The sequence below is a fragment of the Streptomyces sp. 3211.6 genome (assembly GCF_003634815.1).
GTDB classification, from domain to species: Bacteria; Actinomycetota; Actinomycetes; order Streptomycetales; family Streptomycetaceae; genus Streptomyces; species Streptomyces katrae_A.
Genome location: NZ_RBXC01000001.1, coordinates 1,842,212 through 1,863,034, shown reverse-complemented (window position 1 = coordinate 1,863,034; position 20,823 = coordinate 1,842,212). Strand labels below are relative to the sequence as shown.

19 protein-coding genes are annotated in these 20,823 nt (G+C 74.7%); 11 read left to right on the top strand and 8 right to left on the bottom strand.

All coding sequences use genetic code 11. The features are described 5' to 3' along the window. Positions 1-101: 101 nt before the first annotated feature. On the bottom strand, positions 102-947 hold the full coding sequence (locus BX286_RS08730) for a siderophore-interacting protein (protein WP_079425244.1): 846 nt from the start codon (positions 945-947) through the stop codon (positions 102-104). Between the two features lie 49 nt (positions 948-996). Next, positions 997-1,902: a 5'-3' exonuclease gene (locus BX286_RS08725; protein WP_100865051.1), complete on the bottom strand. Its 906-nt coding sequence runs from the start codon at positions 1,900-1,902 to the stop codon at positions 997-999. A gap of 269 nt (positions 1,903-2,171) precedes the next feature. Here BX286_RS08725 and BX286_RS08720 point away from each other — a divergent pair, with 269 nt between their 5' ends. The 3 genes from BX286_RS08720 to BX286_RS08710 all read left to right on the top strand — a co-directional run bounded on the left by BX286_RS08720 (position 2,172) and on the right by BX286_RS08710 (position 5,710). Next, positions 2,172-4,172 carry a hypothetical protein gene (locus BX286_RS08720; protein WP_079425240.1) on the top strand — a complete coding sequence of 667 codons (2,001 nt, stop codon included), beginning with the start codon at positions 2,172-2,174 and terminating at the stop codon, positions 4,170-4,172. Between the two features lie 253 nt (positions 4,173-4,425). After that, positions 4,426-4,974 (top strand): helix-turn-helix domain-containing protein, encoded by a 549-nt coding sequence (locus BX286_RS08715; protein ID WP_237293290.1) that lies wholly within the window; start codon positions 4,426-4,428, stop codon positions 4,972-4,974. Positions 4,975-4,978: 4 nt separating this feature from the next. Next, complete coding sequence (locus tag BX286_RS08710; RefSeq protein ID WP_079425238.1) at positions 4,979-5,710, top strand: helical backbone metal receptor; 732 nt, start codon at positions 4,979-4,981, stop codon at positions 5,708-5,710. Here BX286_RS08710 and BX286_RS08705 read toward each other — a convergent pair. Beyond that, entirely contained in the window at positions 5,679-6,803 is a 1,125-nt protein-coding gene (locus BX286_RS08705) for a TDT family transporter (protein ID WP_079425236.1), read from the bottom strand. The two genes, BX286_RS08710 and BX286_RS08705, sit on opposite strands and share 32 nt — an antisense overlap. A 70-nt stretch (positions 6,804-6,873) precedes the next feature. Here BX286_RS08705 and BX286_RS08700 point away from each other — a divergent pair, with 70 nt between their 5' ends. Next, positions 6,874-7,797 (top strand): LysR family transcriptional regulator, encoded by a 924-nt coding sequence (locus tag BX286_RS08700; protein ID WP_121014806.1) that lies wholly within the window; start codon positions 6,874-6,876, stop codon positions 7,795-7,797. 176 nt (positions 7,798-7,973) lie between these two features. Here BX286_RS08700 and BX286_RS08695 read toward each other — a convergent pair whose 3' ends face one another. The 3 genes from BX286_RS08695 to BX286_RS08685 all read right to left on the bottom strand — a co-directional run bounded on the left by BX286_RS08695 (position 7,974) and on the right by BX286_RS08685 (position 11,063). Next, the gene (locus BX286_RS08695; RefSeq protein ID WP_079425232.1) at positions 7,974-8,681 is read right to left on the bottom strand and encodes a gamma-glutamyl-gamma-aminobutyrate hydrolase family protein; all 708 of its coding nucleotides are present in this window, start codon (positions 8,679-8,681) and stop codon (positions 7,974-7,976) included. Between the two features lie 53 nt (positions 8,682-8,734). Beyond that, positions 8,735-10,192, bottom strand: coding sequence for an ethanolamine permease (eat, locus tag BX286_RS08690; protein WP_079425230.1), 1,458 nt, complete (start codon positions 10,190-10,192; stop codon positions 8,735-8,737). A gap of 124 nt (positions 10,193-10,316) precedes the next feature. Then, entirely contained in the window at positions 10,317-11,063 is a 747-nt protein-coding gene (locus BX286_RS08685; RefSeq protein WP_079425228.1) for a FadR/GntR family transcriptional regulator, read from the bottom strand. Positions 11,064-11,140: 77 nt separating this feature from the next. Between BX286_RS08685 and BX286_RS08680 the strand changes: the two genes are divergently transcribed. From BX286_RS08680 to BX286_RS08665, 4 genes are all read left to right on the top strand, one after another. After that, positions 11,141-12,505 carry a glutamine synthetase family protein gene (locus tag BX286_RS08680; protein ID WP_079425226.1) on the top strand — a complete coding sequence of 455 codons (1,365 nt, stop codon included), beginning with the start codon at positions 11,141-11,143 and terminating at the stop codon, positions 12,503-12,505. 41 nt (positions 12,506-12,546) lie between these two features. Next, positions 12,547-13,926, top strand: a complete 1,380-nt coding sequence (locus BX286_RS08675; protein WP_100865053.1) for an aldehyde dehydrogenase — start codon at positions 12,547-12,549, stop codon at positions 13,924-13,926. 5 nt (positions 13,927-13,931) lie between these two features. Beyond that, complete coding sequence (locus BX286_RS08670) at positions 13,932-14,723, top strand: 3-oxoacyl-ACP reductase (RefSeq protein ID WP_079425222.1); 792 nt, start codon at positions 13,932-13,934, stop codon at positions 14,721-14,723. Between the two features lie 116 nt (positions 14,724-14,839). Further along, a complete protein-coding gene (locus BX286_RS08665; protein ID WP_261993382.1) occupies positions 14,840-16,120 on the top strand; it encodes a haloacid dehalogenase-like hydrolase in 1,281 nt (426 codons plus the stop codon). 13 nt (positions 16,121-16,133) lie between these two features. Here the strand turns inward: BX286_RS08665 and BX286_RS08660 are convergent, their stop codons facing one another. After that, complete coding sequence (locus BX286_RS08660; protein WP_079425220.1) at positions 16,134-17,327, bottom strand: amino acid deaminase/aldolase; 1,194 nt, start codon at positions 17,325-17,327, stop codon at positions 16,134-16,136. Positions 17,328-17,456: 129 nt separating this feature from the next. On the opposite strand from BX286_RS08660, the gene BX286_RS08655 reads away from it, so the two are divergent. From BX286_RS08655 to BX286_RS08645, 3 genes are read left to right on the top strand one after another with little or no spacing between them, the layout of a single operon-like run. Further along, complete coding sequence (locus BX286_RS08655) at positions 17,457-18,278, top strand: hypothetical protein (RefSeq protein WP_185117255.1); 822 nt, start codon at positions 17,457-17,459, stop codon at positions 18,276-18,278. Beyond that, positions 18,275-19,537, top strand: coding sequence for a type VII secretion-associated serine protease mycosin (gene mycP, locus BX286_RS08650; RefSeq protein WP_121014805.1), 1,263 nt, complete (start codon positions 18,275-18,277; stop codon positions 19,535-19,537). The genes BX286_RS08655 and mycP overlap by 4 nt, the downstream gene beginning before the upstream one ends. A gap of 12 nt (positions 19,538-19,549) precedes the next feature. After that, the gene (locus BX286_RS08645; protein WP_079425216.1) at positions 19,550-20,290 is read left to right on the top strand and encodes an SseB family protein; all 741 of its coding nucleotides are present in this window, start codon (positions 19,550-19,552) and stop codon (positions 20,288-20,290) included. A gap of 91 nt (positions 20,291-20,381) precedes the next feature. Here BX286_RS08645 and BX286_RS08640 read toward each other — a convergent pair whose 3' ends face one another. Next, entirely contained in the window at positions 20,382-20,747 is a 366-nt protein-coding gene (locus BX286_RS08640; protein WP_079425214.1) for a DUF1844 domain-containing protein, read from the bottom strand. Positions 20,748-20,823: the final 76 nt, after the last annotated feature.

Sequence of the window (20,823 nt, the reverse complement as noted above, 5' to 3'; positions counted from 1 at the left end):
CCGTTCCGGCCGCTCCGCGCCCGGTGCTCCATCGCCGCGCGGGCCATCCATAGCCCGCCGGCGGCGGGGAGGGGAATTGCGTAGCGGCGCGCGGCCAGGGGTTACGCGGCGGCGCGGGCCGGGAGGTCCTGTTCGGCTTCCACCGTGGCGTTCCAGTCCCGCTTGATCGCCCGCCAGCCCTCGTCCGTCTCGCCGTGGCGCCAGTAGCCCGAGATGGACAGCCGCTCGCGCGCGATGCCCCGCTCCAGGCGGAGGTGGCGGCGGAGTTCCTTCACGAAGCCCGCCTCGCCGTGGACGAAGGCGTGGACGTCCGTCGAGGGGAAGTCCAGGCCGGTGACGGCCTCCAGCAGGGCCGCGCCCACCGGGCGGTCGCCGCGGTGGAGCCAGACCGGGGTGACGCCGTCCGGGGTGGCGATGTCCTGCTCGTCCTGGGGGCCCTCGATCTCCACGAAGGCGTGCACCCGCGCCCCCCGCGGCATCCGCTCCATCGAGGCGGCGATCGCCGGCAGTGCGCTCTCGTCGCCCACGAGGAGGTGCCAGCCGGCGGCCGGGTCCGGGGCGTAGCAGCCGCCGGGGCCGAGGAAGTGGACGAGCTCGCCGGGCTGGACGCGGGCCGCCCACGGGCCGGCCAGGCCCTCGTCGCCGTGGACGACGAAGTCGAGGGTCAGCTCCAGCCGGGCCGGGTCCCAGGCGCGGACCGTGTACGCGCGCTGGCGGGGCCAGGCCTCGCGGTGGTGCGTGGCACGGATCTCGTCCAGGTCCCAGGGCTCGGCGTAGCGCACGCCCTCCGGCGCGAAGAGGAGCTTGACGTAGTGGTCGGTGTACGCGCCCGCGCCGAATCCGGCCAGTCCGTCGCCGCCCAGCACGAGGCGCACCATGTGCGGTGTCAGCCGTTCGGTGCGTACGACCACTGCGGTGCCGACGGTACGGGCGCGTCCTTCTGCCACGGTCTCTCCCCTGGTACTTACGAAGCTTAGGATTACCTAAGTTAGCACCTCATGGGCGCAGCGCGCTGCTCAGGCGTGACATTGCTCCTCCCAGACCCCACCGGTGGGCGAGTGCGTCGACCATCTCGGGTCGGGCGGGGGTCTGCGGGAGGGCCGGGTCGAAGGCGGGCAGCGGGACGTCCGCGGCCACCTTGACGACCTTGGGGGCCACCGCCAGATAGGGGCGGGATTCGTCCAGGCGCTTGCGCTGGGTGGGGGTCAGCTTCGACCGGGGGTCGTCGACGGCCGCGATGATCCCGGCCAGGGACCCGTACGCGTCCAGCAGCTTCGCGGCGGTCTTCTCGCCGATGCCGGGGACGCCGGGCAGGCCGTCGCTCGGGTCCCCGCGCAGCAGTGCCAGGTCCGCGTAGCCGGGGCCGTCCACGCCGTACTTCTCGCGCAGCCAGGCCTCGTCGGTGACCTGGAGGGTGCCCACGCCCTTGAGCGGGTACAGGACGCGGCGCTCCCGGGCGTCGTCGACCAGCTGGTAGAGGTCCCGGTCCCCGGTGACGATGTCCACCGGGCCGGTGGCGCGGGCCGTCAGGGTGCCGATCACGTCGTCCGCCTCGTACCCGGCGACCCCCACCCGGGCGATGCCGAAGGCGTCCAGCGCCGCCTCGATGATCGGGACCTGCGGGGCGAGGGTGTCCGGGGTCTCCTCCAGGTCGGGGCCCGACTCCGACAGCTGCGCGACCCGGTGCGCCTTGTACGAGGGGATCAGCTCCACCCGCCAGTGCGGCCGCCAGTCGGCGTCCATGCAGGCCACCAGGTCGTCGGGGCGGTGGTCCTGCACCAGCCGGCCGATGAAGTCGAGCAGCCCGCGCACCGCGTTCACCGGGGTGCCGTCCGGGGCCTTCACGGAGTCCGGGACGCCGAAGTAGGCGCGGAAGTAGAGGGACGCGGTGTCCAGGAGCATCAGCCGTCGTGTGGTCGTCGTCATGCAGGCGATGATGCCGTAACGCCGCCTGGCCGCAGCCCGTCACCCCTGGTGGGTGAATGATCACTCAAACAGTTCCTCCGGCGCGCGCGCCCGCGCTTCCTCCCCGAGGGTGTTGATCAACGGCGGGCCGCTCGGCCGCGCCCGGTCCCCGCGCGAGGAGTTCCGTGCGCCCTGCCCGCACGCGCCACCGGTACGGCGCGGGCGGGGGCGGCGCGGCCCCGCCCCACCCCCACCCAGGAGCCCCGATGGATGCCGCCGAGTCCACCGCACCCGCCCGCAGGACCGTCATCAGGGCCGGGGCGGTGGCCGCCGCCGCGCTGGCCGTGTGCCCCCGCACCGCGGCCGCGGCGACGACGGCCCCGCCGCCGGCCCCCGCACCTGCGGCGGCGGCACCCGCGCAGGCCGCTCCCGCCCCGGCCGAGGGCGCCGCGGACCTGCCCCTGCGCTCCGACCGCAGCACCCAGGGCGACATCCTGGCCGGCTCCCGCAAGGACCAGGCCTGCCTCCTGCTGCTGCGCTTCCGCGACCCGGTCCTGGCCCGCCGCTGGCTGCGCCGGCTGCTGCCGGAGATCTCCACCACCGAGGAGATGGCGAGGTTCAACGCCGCCTTCAGCGCCGCCCGGGTCAAGGCGGGCGGCACCGACCCCGCCTCCCTCTCCGCCCAGTGGACCGGCCTGTCCCTCACCCACGCCGGGCTGCGCTTCCTCGCCGGACGGGACCCCTTCCCGGCGCTGCCGCCCGGCAGCACCGCCGAGGCCTTCGCCCAGGGCCCCGCCCAGCGCGCCGAGGCGCTCGGGGACACCGGCGACAGCTCCCCCGACTCCTGGGTGTTCGGCGGCGAGGGACCGCACCGCGCCGTGCACGCGATCCTCAACCTCGCGGCGGACGACCCCCGCAAGCTCGCCGAAGCCGTGGACCGCCACCAGCAGGCCCTCGGGGCCGCCCAGGGGGTCCTCGTCTTCCGGCAGGACGCCGGGACCCTGCCCGGCGCGCTGCGCGGTCACGAGCACTTCGGGTTCACCGACGGCATCAGCCAGCCCGGGGTGCGCGGCTTCCACGCCCCCGACCCGGCGACCGGAACCACCGTCCTGGGCAAGCCGGGCGCCCGGCTGGTCCCCGCCGGGGAATTCATCGTGGGCCAGGAGAAGGCCGGCAAGCGGCCCGCCGGGCTGCCCGCCTGGGCCACCGGAGGCTCCTTCCAGGTGGTGCGCCGCCTCGCCCAGGACGTCCCCGGCTGGTGGGCCCAGGTCCGCGAGCGGCTCGCCGACCTCAAGCGGGCCGGGGCCGCCCCCGCCGACGCGACCGACACCTGGCTCGCCGCCCGGCTGGTGGGCCGCTGGCCCGGCGGCACCCCCGTCGCGCGCTGCCCGCTCGCCGAACAGCCCTGCCCCGCCGGCACCGGCCCGACCGCCGTGTCCTACCGCGACGACCCGCAGGGCTGGCACACCCCGCTGTTCGCGCACATCCGCAAGGGCAACCCGCGCGACGGCATCGTCCCCCTTCCCGGCCGTCCCCCGCTGGACCCCGCCGTCACCGACACCCACCGCATCATCCGGCGCGGCATCCCCTACGGCCCCGCGTACGACCCGCAGCAGGAGCCCGGCCGGGGCACGAACGGGGCCTCCCGCGGGCTGGTGTTCATCGGCTACCAGGCCGACCTGGTCCAGCAGTTCGAGTTCGTGGCCAGACAGTGGGTCAACGCCACGGACTTCCCGGCCGGCCGCAACCCGCGCACCGGCGCCGACCCCGTCCTCGGCCCCGGCTCCCCGGTCGCCTTCGAAAGCGAGTCGGGGACCGGCAGCCGCGCCACCACCCTGAGCTTCGGCCGCTTCGTCCACACCGAGGGCGCCCTCTACGCCTTCACCCCCTCGATCCCCACCCTGCGGGCCCTGGCCGACGGCAGGCTCGACGTCTCCGTGGAGGTCCACCGCGGCACCGTCCTGCGCGTGGGTGACGTCCTCGACGCCGGCGAGGCCCGGCTGACCCTCGCCGCCGACGGGGACCTCGTCCTGCTCGACCCCTCCGGCGCGCACCTGTGGAGCGCCGGCACCGCGGGCGAGGGCAGCGAGGCCGTCTTCTCGGGCGACGGCGAGCTCACCGTGCGCACCGCCGACGGCACGGCCGCCTGGAGCAGCGGCACCGCCGGCCACCCCGGCGCCCGGCTCCTGGTCCGCCCGGCCGGCGACGCGGTGATCCTCGACGGCGACCGTGTGCTGTGGCAGGCGGGAGGCGGCCACGCAGGGTGACCACCCGGGTACGGGAATCGGCCGGGGAACGGCCCGGAGGTCCCTTGCGCGCGATTCCGGGGGCGGTTGCTGCGTAAGGTGCTTACAGCACACCGATGTGCGACGACGGGTAGGGGAGGGCAGCCCCGACATGAACGGCAAGGAAGACGGGAACATCGCGGAAGCCTCGGACGGCACGGAGTACGGCTTCGCCCGGGCGGGCGGCCCCGACGTGAACGACAAGGAGAAGGACGCCAAGGAGCAGCCGCTGCGGGTGGGCGTCGCGGTGCGCAAACGGCGCCGGGCGCTCCACCTCACGCTGGCCGCGGTGTCGGCGCGCAGCGGGCTGTCCGTGCCCTTCCTCAGCCAGATAGAGAACGAGCGCGCCCGCCCCAGCATGCGCTCGCTGGAGCGGGTCGCGGACGCCCTGGAGACCACGGCGGTCGACCTGCTCGCCGCCTCCGACACGGCCCGCACGGTGGACCTGGTGCGGGCCGGCGACGACTCCGGGCTCGGGCCGGTGGGCGGAGTGCGCCCCCTCGTACGGGGCCACCACCAGCTGCACGCGCTGGAGTTCAGCGGCGACCAGGACGCCGGCCGCGAGTACCAGCACCGCAACGACGAGCTGATGTACGTGGTCGCGGGGGCCTGCCAGGTGGAGGCCGAGGGGCGGGCGTACCGGCTGGAGGAGGGGGACGCGCTGTTCCTGTCCGGCGGGGTGCGCCACCGCTGGCGGGCCACGAGCGAGGACACCCGGCTCCTCGTCGTGGCCGTCGGAGAGCACATCCACGCCACCTCCGAGCCGCCGTCCCCGGAGCACTGAGCCGGTGCGCGTCGTCTCGCTCGTGCCCTCCCTCACGGAGGCGGTCGCCGTGTCGGCGCCGGGGCGGCTCGTCGGGGTCACGGACTGGTGCACGCACCCGGCGGACCTGGGGGAGGCGGTACGGATCGGGGGGACGAAGAACCCCGACGTGGGGGCGATCGTACGGCTGCGCCCGGACCTGGTGATCGCCAACGAGGAGGAGAACCGGGCCCCCGACCTGGCGGCGCTGCGCGCGGCCGGTCTGGAGGTGCTGGTCACCGAGGTCCGCGACCTGCCGCAGGCCTTCTCCGAGCTGGACCGGCTGCTGGTGGGGGCGCTGGGGCTGGAGCGGCCCGAGTGGCTGGACCGTGCCGAAGAGGTCTGGTCCGGGGTGGAGCCCGCGGGCTCCTTCACGGCCTTCGTGCCGGTGTGGCGCCGACCGTGGATGGTGCTGGGCCGGGACACCTTCGCGGGCGACCTGCTCGCCCGGCTGGGGGTCCGCAACGTGTACGCCGGGCACCCGGAGCGGTATCCGAAGGTGCCGCTCGCCGAGCTGACGGCGAGCGGCTGCGATCTGGTGGTGCTCCCCGACGAGCCCTACGCCTTCACCGCGCAGGACGGCCCGGAGGCCTTTCCGGGCCTCCGGGCCGCGTTGGTCAGCGGCCGTCACCTCACCTGGTACGGGCCTTCGCTGGCGCAGGCGCCGGCCGTCCTGGGGGCGGCGCTCAGGCGGTCTTCGGCAGCAGCCGGCCGCTGAAGAGGCCGCGCAGGGTGTGGACGGCGGCCGGCAGCCAGGCGGTGACCAGGCCCAGGAACAGGGCGGCGGCCAGCCAGGCGAAGGCGTCCAGCCCCGTGTGCCGGGCCAGCCCGGCGGCGCCGGTCACGCAGGTGCCGACGGGGAAGGTCAGTGCCCACCAGGTCATCGCGAAGCCCATGCCGCCGCGGGCGGCGCGGACCAGCATCGAGGCGGCCAGGGCCAGCCACAGCAGGGCGAAGCCCATCACGGGCACTCCGTAGACGACGGCGAAGGCGCCGAGGGCCTGGGCGTAGGGGGCGCCGATGGCGCCGGGGGCCACGTCGGCGAGCTGGTTGACGGCGGTGGTCGACTGGCCGAGGGGGCCGAGGACCAGGAACAGGGCCGGGGTCAGCGCCAGGGGCAGGGGTCCGCTCACGATCAGCCGGCCGAAGACCAGGGGGAGCAGCAGCAGGGTGGCCATGAGGCTCACGCCGAACATGGCGTAGCAGGCCAGCAGCAGGGCCTCGCGGGGCTGGCCGGCGGGCAGGTGGGGGACCAGCAGGGGACCGACGGCGGCGGAGACCATGGGGGAGACCACGGGCAGCAGCCACACGGGGGTGGCCTGCGAGGCCTCGACCTTGTGCCGGACCACCATCAGGTAGGGCACCACCACGGCCATCACCAGGCCGGTCAGGGTGCCGGCGGTGAACAGGACGGTGTCCACGGCGACGGCGGCGCCGGTCCCGATCAGGTCCTTGCCGACGATGAGCGTGCCGCCGCCGACCGCCAGCAGGGCCATCGCCAGACATCCGTAGAAGGGGGCGACGGCCGGGTCGAGGAGGTGGGCGCGGGCCTGGTCGCGGTGGTGGAGCCAGTGCCCGGCGCGGGCGGCGAGCAGGACGGCGAGGGCCGCGGCGGACAGCGCCCAGACGAGCTGGCAGGCCACGCGCTGGCCCGGGAGCTGGTAGGGGAGGGTGGCCCCGGCGTTCGCGATGATCGCCGTACCCATGACGGAGGCGTACCAGTTGGGGCCGAGGTGGCGCAGCGCGGGGGCCTTGTGGGTCCTGGGTGCGCTGTTGATGACGGTGCGGGGTCGCACGGTGGTGGTGGCCATGGGTCCAGCGTCCCGTCCGCCGGGGCCGTCCGGCAGAGGCCGCGTGTCTATCAGGCCATAAACTGATGTTATGGGTAACGAGGAGATGGTTCCGCTCGCACACCGGGTGCCGGACCTGGGCGCACTGGAGCTGCTGCTCACGGTGGCGCGGGTCGGCAGCCTGAGCCGTGCGGCGCGCCGCCTGGGCATCACGCAGCCGGCGGCGAGCAGCCGGATCCGGGCGATGGAGACCCGGCTGGGGGTCGCCTTGGTGGACCGCTCCCCGCGCGGCTCGACGCTGACGGCGGAGGGCGCGCTGGTCACGGACTGGGCCCGGCGGGTGGTGGAGGCGGCCGAGGCCTTCGACGCGGGCGCGCAGGCGCTGCGCGGGCGGCGGGACTCGCGGCTGCGGGTGGCCGCCAGCATGACCATCGCCGAGTACCTGCTGCCGGGCTGGCTGATCGCCCTGCGCGGCGAGCGGCCCGACACGGCGGTGTCCCTGCACGCCGGGAACTCGGCGGACGTGGCCCAGCGGGTGCTGACCCACGAGGCCGACCTCGGCTTCGTGGAGGGGCTCGGCGTCCCCGACGGCCTGGACTCGGCGGTCATCGCCCAGGACCGCCTGGTGGTGGCGGTGGCACCGGGGCACCCCTGGGCGCGGCGCTCGAAGGGGGTGGCGGCGGGGGAACTGGCGTCGACGGCGCTGATCCTGCGGGAGCGCGGCTCGGGCACCCGGCAGGTCCTCGATGCCGCGCTGGCCCCCTCGGGCGGGGTGGCGGCTCCGCTGCTGGAGCTCGCCTCCACCACCGCCGTGAAGGCGGCCGCGCTGAGCGGTGCGGGGCCGTGTGTCCTGTCGGAGCTGGCGCTGGGCGACGAACTCGCGGCCCGCCGGCTGGTCGAGGTCCCGGTTCCGGGCGCCGCGCTCGCCCGGGCGCTGCGCGCCGTCTGGCCGTCGGGGGCCCGCCCGGCGGGCCCGGCGCGGGACCTCCTGTCACTGACCCGCCGCCGCCCGTAGGCCGCCCGGGCGACGATGCGACGGGGCGACGGGGCGGCCCCACGCCTCGCGGCGGAGGGCGGCCCGGGCCCGCCCGCCGGCCGCTCGACTCCGGCGCCGGCCGCACCGGCAGGCGGGCGGATGCGCGGGCCCCGGCGCGGGGAGGGGGCGCCGGGGCCCGCGGGGGTGGGGCGGGGTCAGGCCACCGGGACCGGCCGGCGGTCGGCGGCCGCCTCGACCAGGGAGGCCATCACCCGGGTGTCCTTGTCCCGCTCGGGGTGCCACTGCACGCCCACGACCCACTTCGACCGGTCGGGGTCCTCGATGGCCTCGACCGTGCCGTCCTGCGCGTACGCCGAGACGACCAGCCCCCGGCCGAGGCGGTCCACCGCCTGGTGGTGGTACGTCGGGACCTCCGCGACCTCCGGGACCAGCTCCGCGTACCGGGTGCCGGGCACCGGGGTGACGGGGTGCCAGGAGGTGACCCCGGGGGTGTCGACGTGGCCGTCGATGTGCTGGATCAGCGTGCCGCCCAGGGCCACGTTCAGCGCCTGCATGCCGCGGCAGATGCCCAGGAGCGGCACCCCGTCGGCCAGGGCGGCCCGGAGCAGGGCCAGTTCCCACTCGTCGCGGACCGTCGCGGGTGCGCCCGTACGGGGGTCGCGCTCGGCCCCGTACCGCAGGGGGTCCACGTCCGGGCCGCCGGAGACGACGAGCCCGTCGAGCCGTCCCAGCACCTCCGCCGCCCGCTCCGCGTCGTCGGGCGGCAGCAGGACGGCCGCGCCGCCCGCCGCCTGGACCAGTTCGTAGTAGCCGGACGGGACGAGGGACGTCGGAAGGTCCCACACCCCGTAGCGGGTGGACGCCTCCACGTAGGTCGTGATGCCGATGAGCGGCCTGGGCACGGTGTTACCTCCAGGGTGGTGCCGGAAGCGGAGCAGGGTGCGGGAGCAGGATTTCAGTCTCTGGTCAACTCCGCCTCGGCTTCCGCAAGCGCGGCGAACTCCTCCTCGGGCGCGGAGGCCACGAGCCGGTGGCGGCTGTAGAAGGCGAAGTAGGCGAGGGCGACGGCGTACACGGCGAGGGCGATGAGCGCCGCGTCGACGTCCACCAGGAAGGTGGCGACCAGCGCCGAAAGGGCGAGGACGAAGGCGACGGACGAGGTCAGGACCCCTCCGGGGGTGCGGTACGGCCGTTCCAGGCCGGGTTCGCGGCGGCGCAGCACGATGTGGGAGAGGGCCATCAGGGCGTAGGAGATGGTCGCCCCGAACACCGCGACGTTCAGCATCCGCGCCCCGTTGCCGGTGGCCGCCGCGAGGGCGAAACCGATCGCGCCGGGGATCACCAGTCCGAGGTACGGCGCCTTGCGCCGGGAGGTGAGGGAAAGGAAGCGCGGCAGGTATCCGGCCCGGGAGAGGGCGAACAGCTGGCGGGAGCCCGCGTAGATGAGGGAGAAGAAGGAGGCGACGAGGCCGGCGAGGCCCGCGTAGTTGACGAAGCGGCTCAGCGCGGTCGGGCCGCCGTCCCCCTCCAGGGCCACGACCAGGGGGTTGCCCGCGGACTTCACGGCGTCGGCGCCCTGCGCGCCGGTGGCGGCGACGAAGGTGACCAGGGCGAGGAGCGCGAGGATGCCCATGGAGATGGCCAGGGCCTTCGGCATGGAGCGGACCGGGTCCTTGGCCTCCTCCGCCGCCAGCGGGACGCCCTCGACGCCGAGGAAGAACCACATGCCGAAGGGGAACGCGGCCCAGATGCCGAGGACGCCGAACGGCAGCCAGGAGCCGGAGCCGAACGCACCGGTGTCCACCGGGATGTTGTCGAGGGAGGCCGCGTCGAAGCCGGTCAGCGCGCCGGCGGCGAAGACCAGCAGGGCGGCCACGGCGATGGCGGTGACGACGAGGCTGAAGCGCAGGGCCTCGCCCACGCCCCACAGGTGGACGCCGATGAAGACGACGAAGCAGCCGAGGTAGACCGGCCAGCTGGAGGTCAGCCCGAACAGGCCCAGGGATTCGACGTAGTCGCCGATGAAGATGACGATCGCCGCCGGGGCCAGGACGTACTCGATGAGGATGGCGGTACCGGTCAGGAAGCCGCCCCAGGGGCCCAGCGCGCGGCGGGCGAAGCCGTAACCACCGCCCGCCGTGGGCAGGATGGTGGACAGTTCGGCGAGGGAGAAGACCAGGCAGGCGTACATGGCGCCCATGAGCACCGTGGCGACGGCCAGGCCGCCGAAGCCGCCCTTGGACAGGCCCACGTTCCAGCCGGAGTAGTCCCCGGAGACGACGTAGGCGACGCCGAGCCCGGTCAGCAGCAGCCAGCCGGCGCTGCCGCGGCGCAGGGTCCGGCGCTGGAGGTACTCGGCGTCGGTGTCCCCGACGGCGGGTGATGCGGGCGCGGTGGAAAGGTCTTCGGCCATGTGCGCTCCTGCCCAGGAGGAAAGGTTTCGCTGCGTACCTTTGCGTCAAGGGCGGGGAGCGCGCAAGACCCCTGCGTTAAACAGGGGTTACGAAAACCTCTCCCGCCTCAACCGCCCCGCCCCCTCAGGCCAGGAATCCGCGCAGCAGGGCCGCCGTACCGCAGCAGTGCTCGCGCATCACCGCCCGCGCCGCCTCCGCGTCGCGTTCCAGCACCGCCTCCACCAGGGCGCTGTGCTGCTGCTGGGAGTGCTCCAGGTTGCGCACCAGCAGCGGGATGCAGTCCAGCAGGTCGTTGACCCGGGCCCGGACGGCCGCGTACTGGGCCGTCAGGCTGGCCGAGCCGGCCAGTTCGCACAGGGTCAGGTGGAAGAGGGTGTCCTGGCGGCGGTACTCGGCCAGCGGGGCGTCGTGCGTGGCGGCCAGGGCGGCGAGCAGCCGTTCGCCGCCCTCCTCGGGCAGCCCCTGCGAGGCGCACAGCCCGGCCGCGCCGACCTCCAGCACCTCGCGGAAGCGCAGCACGTCCTCGATGTCCACCCCCGCCACGCGCCGCCGCAGCTCCTCCTCGGCCCCGCCGGCCGGGGTGTCGGGGCGGGCCAGCACGAACGTGCCCCCGTACCGGCCGCGCCGGGCCTCGACCAGGCCCTGGTCCTGGAGCACCTTCAGCACCTCGCGCAGGGTGACCCGGCTGATCCCCATCCGCTCCGCCAACTCCCGCTCCGGCGGCAGCCGTTCCCCGCCCGGCACCAGACCCAGCCGGACCACCTGGAGGATCTGCTCCAGCGCCTCCTCGAAACCGTTGCCCGCCCGGACCTGCCGCAGCACGGGATTGAGCCGCGCGATCGCGCCCCCGTCGCCCGCCGTGTCGGTCATCTCCGTTCCTCCCCTTCCCAAGCAATGGTTCTGTTCAATACCTTAGGCCTTCTCGGCTCACCGAAGGAGAGATCCCCGTGGTAGACCGCAAGCCGCCGCTCGCGCCCGAGGAGCTTCGCGCCCTCGTCGCAGGCGGCGAGATCGACACCGTCGTCCTCGCCTTTCCCGACATGCAGGGACGACTTCAGGGCAAGCGGTTCGCCGCACAGTTCTTCCTCGACGAGGTACTCGACCACGGCACCGAGGGCTGCAACTACCTCCTCGCCGTCGACACCGACATGAACACCGTCGACGGCTACGAGATGTCCTCCTGGGACCGGGGTTACGGCGACTTCGCCATGCACCCCGACCTCGCCACCCTCCGCCGCATCCCCTGGAACCCCGGCAGCGCGTTCGTCCTCGCAGACCTCGCCTGGCACGACGGCACGCCGGTCGTCGCCGCGCCCCGCCAGATCCTGCGCCGCCAGCTGGAGCGCCTCGCCGAACACGGCTACACCGCCATGGTCGGCACCGAGCTGGAGTTCATGGTCTTCCAGGACACCTACGAACAGGCCTGGAACGCCGACTACCGCGCCCTGACCCCCGCCAACCAGTACAACATCGACTACTCCGTCCTCGGCACCGGCCGCATCGAACCCCTGCTGCGCCGCATCCGCAACGAGATGCAGACCGCCGGACTGACCGTCGAGTCCGCCAAGGGCGAGTGCAACCTCGGCCAGCACGAGATCGCCTTCCGCTACGACGAGGCGCTCACCACCTGCGACCAGCACTCCGTCTACAAGACCGGCGCCAAGGAGATCGCCTCCCAGGAAGGCGTCTCGCTCACCTTCATGGCCAAGTTCGACGAGCGCGAGGGCAACTCCTGCCACATCCACCTCTCGCTCACCGACACCGACGGACGCAACGCCATGGCCGGAGACGGACCGGGCGGCATGTCACCGCTCATGCGGCACTTCCTGGCCGGCCAGCTGGCGGCGCTGCGCGACTTCTCCCTTCTCTACGCCCCCAACATCAACTCGTACAAGCGTTTCCGCCCGGGATCCTTCGCGCCCACCGCCGTCGCCTGGGGCGTCGACAACCGCACCTGCGCCCTGCGCGTGGTCGGCCACGGCCGCTCCATGCGCTTCGAGAACCGCCTCCCCGGCGGCGACGTCAACCCCTACCTCGCCGTCGCCGGCCTGGTCGCGGCCGGCCTCTACGGCGTCGAGAACCGCCTCGAACTCCCCGAGGCCTGCACCGGCAACGCCTACACCGCCGACTTCGCCCACGTCCCCACCACCCTGCGCGAGGCCGCGGAACTCTGGGAGAACAGCGAGATCGCCAAGGCCGCCTTCGGCCCCGAAGTCGTCGCCCACTACCGCAACATGGCCCGCGTCGAACTCGACGCCTACGACTCCGCGGTCACCGACTGGGAACGCCGCCGCTCCTTCGAACGCCTCTGACCGTCCCGCTCCGCACCGCACCCGTCCCAGAAAGGCACCACGTGTCCGAAGCGCTGGACCCCTCCCACCTGAGGGTGCTCAACCCGGCCACCGAGGAACTCGTCGCCACCGTCCCGGCCGCCACACGGGACGACGTCGACAGTGCCGTCGCACGCGCCACCGCCGCCCAGCGCGGCTGGGCCGCCGCCGCCCCCGCCGACCGGGCTCGGCTCCTGCGCCGCTTCGCCGCGGTCGTCGACGGCCACCTGGAGGAACTGGCCCGGCTGGAGGTCCGCGAAGCCGGCCACACCCTCGGCAACGCCCGCTGGGAGGCGGGCAACGTCCGCGACCTGCTCGACTACGCGGCCGGCGGAGTCGAACGCCTCAGCGGACGCCAGATCCCCGTCGCGGGAGGCATCGACGTCACCTTCCTCGAACCCCTCGGCGTCATCGGCGTGATCGCCCCCTGGAACTTCCCCATGCCGATCGCCGCCTGGGGCCTGGCACCCGCCCTCGCCGCCGGCAACGCCGTCATCCTCAAGCCCGCCGAAACCACCCCCCTCACCGCCCTGCGCCTCGCCGAACTCGCCCTCGAAGCCGGGATCCCCGAACACCTCTTCCAGGTGCTCCCCGGCCACGGAGCGGTCACCGGCGACGCCCTCGTCGAACACCCCGGCATCGCGAAGATCGTCTTCACCGGCTCCACCCGGGTCGGCAAGCAGATCATGTCCAAGTGCGCCGACCGGGTGAAGCGGGTCACCCTCGAACTCGGCGGCAAGAGCCCCAACATCGTCTTCGCCGACGCCGACCTCGAAACGGCGGCCGCCGCCGCCCCCATGGCCTACCTCGACAACACCGGCCAGGACTGCTGCGCCCGCACCCGGATCCTCGTCCAGCGCTCCGTCTACGACCGCTTCCTCGACCTGGTCACCCCCGCCCTCACCTCGGTGGTCGTCGGCGACCCGCTCGACGAGAAGACCCAGATGGGCCCGCTCGTCTCCGCGGCCCAGCTGGAGCGCGTCCGCGCCTACGTCACCGACGACCTCAAGGCCGTCCGCGGCACCGCCCCCGAGGGCCCCGGCTTCTGGTACCCGCCGACCCTCGTCACGGAGGTCGACCCCACCGCGCCCGTGGCCGCCGAGGAAGTCTTCGGACCGGTCGCCGTCCTCCTCCCCTTCGAGGACGAGGAGGACGCCGTACGCCTGGCCAACGCGACCGAGTACGGCCTCTCCGGCTCCCTCTGGACCCGCGACGTCGGCCGCGCCCTGCGCGTCTCGCGCGCCGTCCGGGCCGGCAACCTCTCCGTCAACTCCCACAGCAGCGTCCGCTACTGGACCCCCTTCGGCGGATACAAGCAGTCCGGACTCGGCCGCGAGCTCGGACCCGACGCCCTCACCGCATTCACCGAGACCAAGAACGTCTTCATCAGCACGGAGGCCTGAACCCCATGACCGACCGCACCGAAGAGATCGTCTGCCGCCGCCTGGTCGGCCGCACCGCCGTCATCACCGGAGCCGGCAGCGGCATCGGCCTCGCCACCGCCCGCCGCCTGGCCTCCGAGGGCGCGAACGTCGTCTGCGCGGACATCGACCCCATCGCCGGAAAGGCCGCCGCAGAAGAGGTCGGCGGCACCTTCGTCCAGGTCGACGTCACCGACAAGGAACAGGTCGACGCCCTGTTCAAGACGGCCTTCGACACCTACGGCTCCGTCGACATCGCCTTCAACAACGCGGGCATCTCGCCCCCGGACGACGACTCCATCCTCACCACCGAGCTCGACGCCTGGCGCCGCGTCCAGGACGTCAACCTCACCTCCGTCTACCTCTGCTGCAAGGCCGCCCTCCCCTACATGCAGCGCCAGGGCCGCGGCTCCATCATCAACACCGCCTCCTTCGTGGCCATCATGGGCGCCGCCACCTCCCAGATCTCCTACACCGCCTCCAAGGGCGGGGTCCTGGCCATGTCCCGCGAACTCGGCGTCCAGTTCGCCCGCGAGGGCATCCGCGTCAACGCCCTGTGCCCGGGACCCGTCAACACCCCCCTGCTCCAGGAGCTGTTCGCCAAGGACCCCGAACGGGCCGCCCGCCGCCTGGTGCACATCCCGCTCGGCCGCTTCGCCGAACCCACCGAGATCGCCGCCGCCGTCGCCTTCCTCGCCAGCGACGACTCCTCCTTCATCAACGCCACCGACTTCCTGGTCGACGGCGGCATCTCCGGCGCGTACGTGACGCCCCTGTAAACACCCGACGTTCACCTGGGCCCCACCCCCACGACAGCCGGGCGTCGCACGACGCCCGGCTGTCGTGCTCTACCGTGCCCGACGATCTTGCACGAGAACCAGGAGCGACCACCCCCGTGACCCGACCCAGCACCCGGCGCAGGCTCCAGGCGGCCGGCGCCGCCGCCGCGATGGCCGCCGCCACCCTCACCGCGGCCGCCCCCGCCCAGGCCGCACACCCGGCCTGCACCACCCCCGAGCTCGCCGCCGGCTGGTACGGCGACAACCAGGCCCGTCTCCAGCAGCTCATCGACCAGTACGGCAGCTGCAACCCCTACCGGCCCGGCCGCAACAAGCCCGTCGCCGTCTTCGACTGGGACAACACCGTCGTCAAGAACGACGTCGGCGACGCCACCATGTTCTGGCTCCTGCGCAACGGCAAGATCCGCCAGCCCGCCGACTGGAAGACCACCAGCCGCTACCTCACCCCCGCCGCCGCACAGGCCCTCACCACCGCCTGCGGCCCCCTCGCCCGCCCCGGCACCCCCCTGCCCACCGGCACCCCCGAGGGCGCGGCCTGCGCCGACGAGCTGGGCGCCGTCTACGGCACCTCCGCCACCCGCACCGGCGCCGCCGCCTTCGCCGGCTGGGACCGCCGCACCATCGAACCCGCCTACGCCTGGCTGCCCCAGCTCCTCCAGGGCTGGACCCCGGGCCAGGTCCGCGGCTTCGCCGCCGCCGCCCGCACCGAGAACCTCGCCGCCCCCATCGGCGCCAGGCAGCAGGTCGGCACCGGCTCCGTCACCGGCTGGGTCCGCTACTACGACCAGCAGCGCGACCTCGTCAAGAACCTCCAGCGCGCCGGCTTCGACGTCTGGATCAGCTCCGCCTCACCCCAGCCCGTCGTGGAGGTCTGGGCCCGGGGCGTCGGCGTCGGCGCCGACCACGTCATCGGCATCCGCAACACCACCCGGGACGGGAAGCTGACCACCCACCTCCAGGGCTGCGGATCCGTCGCCGACGGCGCCGACACGATGATCACCTACGTGGACGGCAAGCGCTGCTGGATCAACAAGGAGGTCTTCGGCGTCCGGGGCCCGGCCGCCGAGAGGGTCCAGCCGGCCGCCCGCCGCCAGGTCTTCGCCGCCGGCGACTCCGACACCGACGTCACCTTCCTGCGCGACGCCACCGCCCTGCGCCTGGTGGTCAACCGCAACAAGAACGAACTGATGTGCCGCGCCTACGACAACAGCGACGGCAAGTGGATCGTGAACCCCATGTTCATCGAGCCGAAGAAGCAGAAGACGACCCCCTACCCCTGCTCCACCACCGGCTACACCGGCCACGACGGCACCCCGGCCCCCGTCCGCCGGGCCGACACCAGCGTCATCCCCGACCAGGCGGACACCGTCTTCTAGCGGACACGGTCCTCTAGAGGAAGGTCAGCCCCTCGCCCCGGTAGGTCGGGACGGACGCGGAAACCCGGTCGCCCTCCACCAGGTGCAGGGTGTCGAACCGCTCGCACAGCTCCCCGGCCTTCGCGTGCCGGAACCAGACCCGGTCGCCGATCAGCAGGTCGTCGGCCGGGCTCCCCAGCAGCGGGGTCTGCACCTCGCCGGCCCCTTCCTGCGGGTCGTAGCGCAGCCCCGCGGGCAGGTACGGCACCGGGAGCCGGTCGGCCCCCGCCGCACCCGAGGCCGGATAGCCGCCGCCCAGCACGGTCACCACCCCCACCCCCGGCCGGCGCACCACCGGCTGCGCGAACAGCGCCGCCGGACGCCCCCGGAACGAGGTGTAGTTGTCGAACAGCCTCGGCACGTACAGCCCCGAACCGGCCGCGATCTCCGTCACCGCCTCCTCGGCGGCCGTCTCCGCCACGCTCCCCGTACCACCGCCGTTGACGAACTCCAGGTCCGCCACCACCGACCGCACGGCCCGCACCACCTCGCCCCGCCGCGCCGCCAGCTCCCTGCGGGCCGCGCCCTGCATCAGCCGGATCATCCGCGAGCGCACCGGCCGCCCGGCCACCGCGTCCCCGACCCCTGCCACGTGCCCCTCGTACGCCATCAGCCCCACCACCCGGAACCCCGGCCGGGAGGCCACCGCCCGCGCCAGCTCCGCCAGCTGCCCCGGCTCGCGCAGCGGCGAGCGCCGCGCCCCGACCCGTACCCGGCCGCCCAGCAGCCGCAGCGAGGTGTCCAGTTCCAGGCAGACCCGGAGCTCCTCGGCCCCGCCGGCCCGCGACCGCTCGATCAGGTCCAGCTGCGCGGGATCGTCGACCATCACGGTGACGGCGGCCGCGAGCTTCGGGTCCCCGGCCAGCTCCGCGAACGCGGCCCGGTCCGCGGACGGATAGGCGAGCAGCACGTCCTCGAACCCGGACCGCGCCAGCCACAGCGACTCGGCCAGCGTGTACGACATGATCCCCGCAAACCCCGGCCGGGCCAGGACCCGTTCGAGCAGCGCCCGGCACCGCACGGACTTGCTGGCCACCCGGACCGGCTTCCCGCCCGCCCTGCGCACCAGGTCGTCGGCGTTCGCGTCGAAGGCGTCCAGGTCCACGATGGCCAGGGGCGCGTCGAGATGCGCGGTCGCCCGGTCGTACCGGGCCCGGTCCGAAGTCATGGGCCGCAGCTTGCCAGACCGCCGTACCGACGGGTAGGGGTCGCGCCGACCCCGCCCCGGCCCGGCCGGGGCGGCGGCCCCGTAGAGTACGGGCAGGCAGCCGTACGGAACGGGGGGCGGAGCCGCCGCATGACCACGACGACACCGCGGACCGAGGTCCTGGACGACCCCTGGCAGCAGCCGCCGCCGGCCCCCCTGCCCCGCCGCCATCCGGCCCGCGTCACCGCCGCCGTCCTCAGCGCCCTGCTCGGCTCCGCCCTCCTCGCCGGAGGCGCCGTCACCACCTGGAGCCAGTACCGCGCCGACCACCACGCGCTGCCCCCCGACGCCGCCTACCGCAAGGCCGCCGCCCTCTGGCACACGGCGCCCGTGGACGGCCTGCTCCCTCCCGTACTGGAGGACCGCGAGGCCGGCCCCGGCGGCGCGAGCCGCACCTGGACCCGGATCGCCGTCGCGCCCGACGCCGACTGCGCCGCCGTCCTCCCCGCCGACTGGCGCGCCGCGCTCACCGCCACCGGATGCACCCGGGTGCTCCGCGCCACCTACACGGACTCCACCCGCAGCAGCCTGATCACCGTCGGCCTCGTCTTCACCCCCGCCGACGCCCGCACCATGGACGGCCTGCGCGGCCACCTCTCCGCCCCGCCCGCCTACGGGTACGCCGACTCCCGCCGCGCCGCCTGGACGGCCGGCGTCGTCGCCGAGGCACCCGCCGTGGTCTACGCCGTCTCCGCCTTCGCCGACGGCCGCACCATGGACGCCCCCGTCCCGGCCGAGGCGGCCGCCGCGCAGAGCGCCACCGGCACCGTCGCCGAAGCGGGCCTGGGCCACGAGGCCAAGGCCCTCGCGGTCCGCGTCGAACGCACCCTCGGCGCCCTCGCCGCACCCCGCCCCACCGAGCCCGCACAGGCGGCCGCCGTACAACGCCCGCGCCAGGAGCCCTCCCGATGACCCCCACCCCCCGGCCACGCCCCGGCACGCCCCGGGCGGCGGCAGCGGCGTCGCGGAAGGCCGCCCTGCGCGGGGCCGGGGCCGCCACGGCCCTGGCCGCGCTGCTCGTGGCCGTCGCCGCCCCGGCCGCGGCCGCCGACACCATCCGCGACCGCCAGTGGGGCCTCCTCGCCCTGCGCGCCGAGGAGGCCTGGGGCATCACCCAGGGCGACGGGATCACCGTCGCCGTCCTCGACACCGGCGTCGACTCCAGCCACCCCGACCTCGACGGCCAGGTCCTCGACGGCACCGACCTCGTCGGCATGGGCGCGGGCCGCGGCGACCGCGCCTGGGCCCGCCACGGCACCGCCATGGCCGGCATCATCGCGGGCCACGGGCACGGCCCGGCCCGGAGCCAGGGCGTCCTCGGCATCGCCCCGCACGCCCGGATCCTGCCGGTCCGGGTGATCCTGGAGGAGGCCGACCCGGGCCGGGCCAAGGCCCGTGACAGCAAGACCGGTGCCCTTGCCGAAGGCATCCGCTGGGCCGCCGACCACGGCGCCGACGTGATCAACATGTCGCTCGGCGACGACAGCGACACCGCCCACCACGAGTCCGCCGAGGACGAGGCCGTGCAGTACGCCCTCGGCAAGGGCGTGGTCGTCGTCGCCTCCGTCGGCAACGGCGGCGAACGCGGGGACCACACCTCCTACCCCGCCGCCTACCCCGGGGTCATCGCGGTCGCCGCCGTGGACCGCCAGGGCCGCCGGGCCCCCTTCTCCACCAGCCACTGGTACGCCACCGTCAGCGCCCCCGGCGTCGACGTGGTCCTCGCCGACCCCGACCGGGCCTATTACGAGGGCTGGGGCACCAGCGCCGCCGCGGCCTTCGTCTCCGGCACCGTGGCCCTCGTCAAGGCGGCCCACCCCGGTCTGTCCCCGGCGCAGATCAAGAAGCTGCTGGAGGACACCGCCACGGCCCGCCCGCCCGGCGGCCGTGACGACGCCCGCGGCCACGGCACGGTGGACCCCGTCGCCGCCCTCCAGGCCGCCGCGGGGCTGCGCCCCGAGGCCCCGGCGCCGGTCGCCGTCCCGGCCGGGCAGCGGTTCTTCGGCATCGGACCCGATCCCGTCCGCGCGAGCGAGCACCGCTCCCGGCGGACCGCCCCGGCGGTCGCCGCCGGGGGAGCGGCGCTGCTGGTGCTGGCCGCCGTGCTGGCCCGGCGCCCGCGCGCCGCACGGCGGGACGCCGCGGGCCAGGCCCCGCCCCCGGCGGGATAGGGTCGGGTCATTGTGGCGACCAAGAACATTCCAGACCCCGGTTTCTCCGACGACGACGGCACCGCCGACCCCCGGCTGAGCGCGGCCCTGGCCGCCTGGGCCGAGGACCGGGGACGCGAGCCCGAGCTGCTGGCGGCCCTGAAGGACGCCCGCCTGCTGGTGCCCGTCGTGGCGGTGCTCGGCGAGGTCGAGACGGACCCCGCGACGGGCCTGAAGCGCGAGAAGACCAGCGACATGGCCGTCCCCACCCTCACCGCCGGCCACCGCAGGGCGCTGCCCGCGTTCACCTCCCTCGCCTCGCTGGCCCTGTGGGACCCGGCCGCCCGCCCGGTGGCGGTCCCGCTGCACCAGGCCCTGGCCGCCGCCGCGCACGAGAAGGCGGACACGATCGTCCTCGACCTGGCCGGCCCCGTCCCCTACCAGCTGACCGGCTCCGCGCTGCTCGCGCTGGCCGAGGGGCGCACCGACGCCGACCCGCTGGCCGACCCGGCCGTGCGCGCGGCGGTACGGGCCGCGGTGGCCGCCGAGCCGGCGGTGCTCCGCGCCCACCTCGGCCCCGGCGGGGACGCCGCCGACGGCACCCTCGCCATCGTGCTGGCCGAGGGGGCGCCGGTCGCCCCCGCCGCCCGCCGGGTGGCCGAGGCCATCGCCGCGGACGAGACCCTGCGCGGGCGCCTCGTGCGCGGCCTGGACCTGGCCCTGCTGCCGGCCGGTGCCCCGGTCCCGCCGGGCGAGCCGCTCTTCACGCGCTGAGGAGCGCGTACTCAGGCCGAAGGGCCGTCCGCGAGGTCGCGGACGGCCCTTCGGCCTGAGTAAACGGAATCAGCGGTCAGCGGGCGGAGGCTCAGGCGTAGACCGGGCCGGTGAACTTCTCGCCGGGGCCCTGGCCCGGCTCGTCCGGGACGATCGAGGCCTCGCGGAAGGCCAGCTGGAGCGACTTCAGGCCGTCGCGCAGCGGGGCCGCGTGGAAGGAGCTGATCTCGGTGGCGCTGGCGGAGACCAGGCCGGCCAGGGCGGTGATCAGCTTGCGGGCCTCGTCGAGGTCCTTGTGCTCGGAGTCCGGCTTGTCCAGGCCCAGGTTGACCGCCGCGGCGCTCAGCAGGTGGACGGCCACCGTGGTGATGACCTCGACGGCCGGGACGTCCGCGATGTCGCGGGTCATCTCGTCGTAGTCGGGAGTGGTGGAATCGGAGGGCGTCGCGTCAGTCATGCGCTCCACGATAGGTCGTGCGGCGGCCTTGCCTGGCGTGGGGTAGTATGGACAGCGACCGGCCGGACACGTATGT

What these genes read in the sequence shown, in the direction of transcription:
- BX286_RS08670 (WP_079425222.1), top strand. Translation starts at nt 13,932, where the DNA reads ATGACCGACCGCACCGAAGAGATCGTCTGCCGCCGCCTGGTCGGCCGC.
- BX286_RS08700 (WP_121014806.1), top strand. Translation starts at nt 6,874, where the DNA reads ATGGGTAACGAGGAGATGGTTCCGCTCGCACACCGGGTGCCGGACCTG.
- BX286_RS08685 (WP_079425228.1), bottom strand. Translation starts at nt 11,063, where the DNA reads ATGACCGACACGGCGGGCGACGGGGGCGCGATCGCGCGGCTCAATCCC.
- BX286_RS08655 (WP_185117255.1), top strand. Translation starts at nt 17,457, where the DNA reads ATGACCACGACGACACCGCGGACCGAGGTCCTGGACGACCCCTGGCAG.
- BX286_RS08725 (WP_100865051.1), bottom strand. Translation starts at nt 1,902, where the DNA reads ATGCTCCTGGACACCGCGTCCCTCTACTTCCGCGCCTACTTCGGCGTC.
- BX286_RS08660 (WP_079425220.1), bottom strand. Translation starts at nt 17,327, where the DNA reads ATGACTTCGGACCGGGCCCGGTACGACCGGGCGACCGCGCATCTCGAC.
- eat (WP_079425230.1), bottom strand. Translation starts at nt 10,192, where the DNA reads ATGGCCGAAGACCTTTCCACCGCGCCCGCATCACCCGCCGTCGGGGAC.
- BX286_RS08720 (WP_079425240.1), top strand. Translation starts at nt 2,172, where the DNA reads ATGGATGCCGCCGAGTCCACCGCACCCGCCCGCAGGACCGTCATCAGG.
- BX286_RS08705 (WP_079425236.1), bottom strand. Translation starts at nt 6,803, where the DNA reads ATGGCCACCACCACCGTGCGACCCCGCACCGTCATCAACAGCGCACCC.
- mycP (WP_121014805.1), top strand. Translation starts at nt 18,275, where the DNA reads ATGACCCCCACCCCCCGGCCACGCCCCGGCACGCCCCGGGCGGCGGCA.
- BX286_RS08640 (WP_079425214.1), bottom strand. Translation starts at nt 20,747, where the DNA reads ATGACTGACGCGACGCCCTCCGATTCCACCACTCCCGACTACGACGAG.